7 protein-coding genes and 1 pseudogene are annotated in these 5,320 nt (G+C 63.7%); 3 read left to right on the forward strand and 5 right to left on the reverse strand.

Features of this window, described 5'->3' with window-relative positions; all coding sequences use genetic code 11:
- From Q0L94_RS07660 to Q0L94_RS07670, 3 genes are all read right to left on the reverse strand, one after another.
- On the reverse strand, window positions 1-202 hold a 202-nt coding region (locus Q0L94_RS07660; RefSeq protein ID WP_296752049.1), incomplete at its 3' end, for an EVE domain-containing protein.
- Between the two features lie 5 nt (window positions 203-207).
- On the reverse strand, window positions 208-1,092 hold the full coding sequence (argB, locus tag Q0L94_RS07665; protein ID WP_296752052.1) for an acetylglutamate kinase: 885 nt from the start codon (window positions 1,090-1,092) through the stop codon (window positions 208-210).
- 86 nt (window positions 1,093-1,178) lie between these two features.
- Window positions 1,179-1,601 (reverse strand): Hsp20/alpha crystallin family protein, encoded by a 423-nt coding sequence (locus Q0L94_RS07670; protein ID WP_296752055.1) that lies wholly within the window; start codon window positions 1,599-1,601, stop codon window positions 1,179-1,181.
- A gap of 490 nt (window positions 1,602-2,091) precedes the next feature.
- Between Q0L94_RS07670 and Q0L94_RS07675 the strand changes: the two genes are divergently transcribed.
- Genes Q0L94_RS07675 through Q0L94_RS07685 form a run of 3 tightly spaced genes read left to right on the forward strand, consistent with a single transcriptional unit; the run spans window position 2,092 to window position 4,134 of the window.
- On the forward strand, window positions 2,092-2,517 hold the full coding sequence (locus Q0L94_RS07675) for a hypothetical protein (protein WP_296752058.1): 426 nt from the start codon (window positions 2,092-2,094) through the stop codon (window positions 2,515-2,517).
- A gap of 29 nt (window positions 2,518-2,546) precedes the next feature.
- The gene (locus tag Q0L94_RS07680; protein WP_296752061.1) at window positions 2,547-3,398 is read left to right on the forward strand and encodes a DUF692 domain-containing protein; all 852 of its coding nucleotides are present in this window, start codon (window positions 2,547-2,549) and stop codon (window positions 3,396-3,398) included.
- A complete protein-coding gene (locus Q0L94_RS07685) occupies window positions 3,373-4,134 on the forward strand; it encodes a putative DNA-binding domain-containing protein (protein ID WP_296752064.1) in 762 nt (253 codons plus the stop codon). Before Q0L94_RS07680 ends, Q0L94_RS07685 begins: the two co-directional genes overlap by 26 nt.
- Window positions 4,135-4,191: 57 nt before the next feature.
- Here Q0L94_RS07685 and Q0L94_RS07690 read toward each other — a convergent pair whose 3' ends face one another.
- Both Q0L94_RS07690 and Q0L94_RS07695 read right to left on the reverse strand, forming a co-directional pair.
- A complete protein-coding gene (locus Q0L94_RS07690; RefSeq protein WP_296752067.1) occupies window positions 4,192-4,650 on the reverse strand; it encodes a copper chaperone PCu(A)C in 459 nt (152 codons plus the stop codon).
- Between the two features lie 13 nt (window positions 4,651-4,663).
- Window positions 4,664-5,320 (reverse strand): annotated as a pseudogene (locus tag Q0L94_RS07695) (TonB-dependent receptor); the annotation flags it as partial.

Here is a 5,320-nt window from a genome sequence, read left to right on the forward strand (position 1 = left end):
CCTCGGCCAGCCCGGCGATGCCCGGCTCGGCGCACGACGAATGGTAGAACAGCACCTTGTCGCCGGGCCTCATCTGGTCGCGCATGAAATTGCGCGCCTGGTAATTGCGCACGCCGTACCAGGCGACGCTTTGCCCGGGCAGGGCGGCGAGGTCGTCGATGCTGACGTCGGACGGTTCGGATTTCATCAGCCAGTAGCGCATGTCGCTCAGCCCCGCTTGATCAGAGTGCCGACGCCTTCCGGCGTGAGCACCTCCAGCAGCAGCGCGTGCTCGACGCGGCCGTCGATGATGTGCGCGGTCTTCACCCCGCTGTTGACTGCGTCGACCGCGTAGCCCACCTTCGGAATCATGCCGCCGGAGATGGTGCCGTCGGCGATCAGCTCGTCGACCTCGCTCGGCGTCAGCCCGGTCAGCAACTGCATCTGCTTGTCGAGTACACCCGGGGTATTGGTCATGAAGATGACCTTCTCTGCCTGCAGCACACCGGCGATCTTGCCCGCGGCGACGTCGGCATTGATGTTGTAGGCGTTGCCCGCGGCGTCGGCGCCGAGCGGCGCCACCACCGGGATGAAGTCGCGCGCGTCGAGCACCTGAATGATCTCCGGGTCGATGCTGGTGATCTCGCCGACCTGGCCGATATCGAGCATCTCGTCGGCCTTATCCTTGCTCCGCACCAGCATTTTCTTGGCGTGGATGAAGTTGCCGTCCTTGCCGGTCAGCCCCACCGCGCGGCCGCCGTGCTTGTTGATCAGGGTGACGATGTCCTGGTTGACCAGGCCGCCGAGCACCATTTCCACCACGTCGAGCGTTTCCTCGTCGGTCACCCGCATGCCCTGGATGAATTCGCTCTGCTTGCCGATGCGCTGTAGCAGTCCGGCGATCTGCGGGCCGCCGCCGTGCACCACCACCGGGTTCATGCCGACCAGCTTCAGCAGCACCACGTCCTTGGCGAAGGCCTCCATCAGATGGCGCTCGGTCATGGCGTTGCCGCCGTATTTGATGACGATGGTCTTGTCGTAGAAACGCTGGATGTAGGGCAGCGCCTCGGACAGGATGTGCGCCTTCTCGGCGGCGGTGTGGGGGGAGGTCATGGCGGCTCCGGATTGAGTTTGGGGCGGATTTTACGCCAATAAAAAAGGCGACGCGAAGCCGCCTTTTCAACCGCGCCGGACTGCGCTTACTGCACCGCCAGCCGCCTGGCCGCGGCCGCGGTTTTCTTCGGCAACACCAGTTGCAGCACGCCGTCCTGGTAACGGGCGGTGGCGGCCGCCTCGTCCACCTCGTGTTCCAGCGCGAAGCTGCGGCCGACGCGGCCGAAATAGCGCTCGCGGCGCAGCACTTTCTCGCCGTCCTTCTGTTCGGTGTTTTTCTTCACCTCGGCGCTGATCGCCACGGTGTTGCCGTCGATGGTGACCTGGATGTCGTCCTTGGCCACGCCCGGAATATCGGCATGAACGGCATAACTTTTCTCATCCTCTTTCACGTCCAGGCGGATTTGCGGCGCCTCCTTGTCCAGCCGCACCGGGCGGAAAAAACCGCGGAACAGGGTATCCAGCGGATCGGCTACTTCAAACGGGTCATAACGGGTGATATTGGCCATGGTGTCCTCCTTCAGGTTGACAAACACTCTTGGATAGAACCGATCTGGGGTGCTCCATCTTTATTTCAAGAGCCCGGTTTGCCGCTGCGGGCGCTTGTGCCGGAATGCCCGCACAGCGTGCAATGCCACACCGCGAACGGACATTCATCGGCGCATTGAAGGCGGGGCGACGTAAAATGGAGCCGGCGTACAGGGAGTACGGAACTTGCTTCACCGGTCATGGACGAACCACTACCGTTTGCCGGCCACCCGGCTGGAACGGCCATCCGCCAGGGCTTCGGCCGGCACGACGCGCCATGCCGGAAATGTTTCGTCCGTTCCAAAACGGAACAGAGGCAGGCCATGCTGCGCCGGAACCCGACTCCGGCCGTGCATCGAAAGAGAATTGCAGAAGAAACCCGGCTCATGGGTTTCCAGCAATAAAAACCACCGGATTTCCGGTGCATTATGTTGTTGTGCGTTTATTTGAACCGTTATTAGAGAGAACATTATGTCCAGCAAAAAACCCCTGATTTCCGTCGCTATCGGTTCCGCATTTGCCGCCGCCCTCGGGGCAGCACCCATCGCCTCCGCAGCCGAGAACCCTTTCGCCATGCAGTCTCTGGACAAGGGCTACATGCTTGCTCAAGCCGGGAAAATGGGCGAAGGCAAGTGCGGTGCAGGCAGGTGTGGCGCCGCCATGATGAAAGCCGGCAAGGATGGCAAAGACTGCATGGCCGATACCAATCAGGACGGCAAGGTCAGCAAGGAAGAGTTCACCACGCAGCATGAAGCCATGTTCGACATGATGGATGCCAACAAGGATGGCTTCATCGACAAGGATGAAATGGCCAAGATGATGGATGGCAAATGCGGTGGCATGAAGGCAGGGGAAGGGAAATGCGGTGCAGGCAAGCGCGGCACCATGGCGAAATAACCCCGTGATGAAATAATCGCAGTCCTGCCATGAATTCCCTGCGCCTTGCCGGCGCGGGGCTGGGCTTCCGGCGCGAGCTCATTGCCGCGCTGAAAATCCGGGTTCCCGCCGCCATCGATTTCTTCGAGCTCGCTCCGGAAAACTGGATCGACCTGGGCGGCGCGCATGGCCGCGATTTGCGCGGCTTTACCGAACGCTATCCGTTCGTCTGCCACGGCCTGTCGCTGTCGCTCGGCGGCCCGGCCCCGCTCGACGAGCTGCTGCTGCATAAAACGCGGCAGTTCATGGATGCGCATGGCATCCGGCTGTATACCGAACACCTGTCGTACTGCTCGGACGACGGGCACCTGTACGACCTGCTGCCGATCCCCTTCACGGAAGAGGCGGTGAAATACGTCGCCGCACGCATCCGCCGTGCGCAGGACATCCTGGAACGCCGCATCGCCATCGAGAACGCATCGTTCTACACCGCCGCGCCGATCGCCGACATGGACGAGGCGAGCTTCATCCGCGCGGTGCTGCGCGAAGCCGACTGCGACCTGCATCTGGACGTCAACAACGTCTATGTCAACAGCGTCAACCACCGCTACGACCCGGTCGAATTTATCCGCGCCCTGCCCGCCGGACGGATCGTCTACATGCACATGGCGGGGCATTACCGGGAAGCGGACGATCTGCTGATCGACACGCACGGCGCCGCGGTGATCGACCCGGTATGGGCGCTGCTCGATGAAACCTACCGTATCCACGGCGTCGCCCCCACGCTGCTGGAACGCGACTTCAACATTCCGCCGCTGGCCGAACTGACGCGCGAGGTCGAACGCATCGCCCGCATCCAGGCCGCGCACCAGGCCCATGAGCGAACCGTCCGCGCTTCCTGAATTCCAGCGCTATCAGCTCGCCTTCGCCGCGCACATCCGCGACCCGCAGGCGCATCCGCGCCCGGCCGGCGTCGCGGCGCGGCGCATGAAGGTTTACAACGCCATCCTGTTCAACAACGTCGAGAGCTTTTTGCTTTCCTGCTTTCCGGTGCTGCGGCAGGTGCTCGGCGTCCGCAAATGGACCCGGCTGGTGCGCGCATTCTTCAGCACGCACCGCAGCCGCTCGCCCTACTTCCGGCAGATCCCGGACGAGTTTGTGCAGTTCCTGCAGAACGAATGGACCCCGGCGCAAGGCTATCCGCCTTTCACCCTGGCGCTGGCCCATTACGAATGGATCGAACTGGTGCTGTCGGTATCGAATCGCAGCATCGCTTGCGGCGTCGATGCGCAAGGCGATCTGCTCGACGGCATCCCGGTGCTGAATCCGGTGCTGGCCAACCTGCGCTACGACTGGCCGGTGCAGCGGATCGCCCCGCGCCGCAAGATTCAGCCTGCCGAAACCTGGCTGCTGGTGTTCCGCGACGCGGCCGACCGGGTGCAGTTCAGCGAAATCAACGCGTTCACCGCGCGCCTGCTGGCCCTGCTGGAACCCGGCACGCTGAGCGGGCGTGCCGCACTGGCAAGCCTCGCTGCAGAAAGCCGCCATCCCGACCCGGCGCTCATCCTGCAGGCCGGCGCAGCGTTACTGGCGGACCTGCACGCGCGCGGCGTCATTGCGGGAACCAGCGTGGCTTAGGGCGTACCGGGCTTCAGGCCGAACGGCGCGCCGGTCGCAACTGCGCCATGCGCTGCCTCAGCGATGGCGATGCGGCATGGCGCCGCCCATGCGGACGTCGCGCGCGACCGCATTCACCTCCACCGTTTGCCGCTTGCCGCCGGACTCCACCACCAGGGTGAGCGGAACGACGTCGCCTGCCGCAATCGGTTTTTCCAGGTTCATCAGCATGATGTGGAAGCCGCCGGGTTCGAGCGATACGGTCTTGCCTTGCGGCAGCTCGATCGCCTTCACCTCGCGCATGCGCATCACGCCGCCGTCCATTTTCATTTCGTGCACTTCCACCCGCGGCACCGCCTGGCTGGACGCGCCGATCAGGCGGGCATCGGCATCGGCCTGGATCTGCATGTAGGCGCCGCTGACCGGCTGCCCCGGCATGGTGGCGCGCACCCACGCGTCGGTCACGCCGATATTGGCGGCCCAGGCGGGCAGACTGGCGGCGCTGGCCAGGAGCACGGCGGCAACAAGCGCTTTCATCGATTGCTTCTCCTCAGAACTGGTAATTCAAGGCAGTGTAGATCGAACGGCCCATGCCGGGAACCGGGGTGCCCCATTGCGGAACAGTGATCGCCGTCGTGCTGGCGGTCATCGTCGTGCCCTGGCCGATATAGGCGCCGCCGAGCGGATGGTAGTAGAGCCGGTCGAACACGTTCTCCACGCCGAAGTCGACACGCAGCTTTTTCCACGCATGGCTGCCGCGCAGGTTGAGCAGCGCGTAGCCCGGGGTTTCCATCTCGTTGCGCATCGCGGACACGTCGTCCTTGCGGCTGACCATCACCAGTTCGGCGGCGTTGTCCCAGCCACGCAGCTTGTGCGTCAGCGTCAGCCTGGCGTTGAGCGGCATGATGTTGTAAAGGTCGTCGCCGGTGTCGCGATTCCTGCCGTTGGTGTAGTTGAGCTGCCCCTTGAGACCGAATTCGCCGAAGCCGGTCTTGCCCAGCGGCATCCTGCCGGCGAGGTCGAGGCCGAACAGGCGGGCGTCGTGGTTGGCGTACTTGAGCACGACGAACTGGTTGGCGGCGTTTGCGTAAGCGGGCAGGCGAACCGCATCGATGTAGTCGGTGACGTAGGTGTAGAACGGCGTGACCTTGAGTTCGCGATCCCGGCTGGCGCTGTGCAGGTCGAAGGTCGCGGAGAGGGTGTGCGC

It is taken from the genome of Thiobacillus sp. (assembly GCF_024708915.1).

Excerpts from the sequence above, each read along its gene's own strand:
- argB (WP_296752052.1), bottom strand. The coding sequence starts at position 1,092 with ATGACCTCCCCCCACACCGCCGCCGAGAAGGCGCACATCCTGTCCGAG.
- Q0L94_RS07670 (WP_296752055.1), bottom strand. The coding sequence starts at position 1,601 with ATGGCCAATATCACCCGTTATGACCCGTTTGAAGTAGCCGATCCGCTG.
- Q0L94_RS07675 (WP_296752058.1), top strand. The coding sequence starts at position 2,092 with ATGTCCAGCAAAAAACCCCTGATTTCCGTCGCTATCGGTTCCGCATTT.
- Q0L94_RS07680 (WP_296752061.1), top strand. The coding sequence starts at position 2,547 with ATGAATTCCCTGCGCCTTGCCGGCGCGGGGCTGGGCTTCCGGCGCGAG.
- Q0L94_RS07685 (WP_296752064.1), top strand. The coding sequence starts at position 3,373 with ATGAGCGAACCGTCCGCGCTTCCTGAATTCCAGCGCTATCAGCTCGCC.
- Q0L94_RS07690 (WP_296752067.1), bottom strand. The coding sequence starts at position 4,650 with ATGAAAGCGCTTGTTGCCGCCGTGCTCCTGGCCAGCGCCGCCAGTCTG.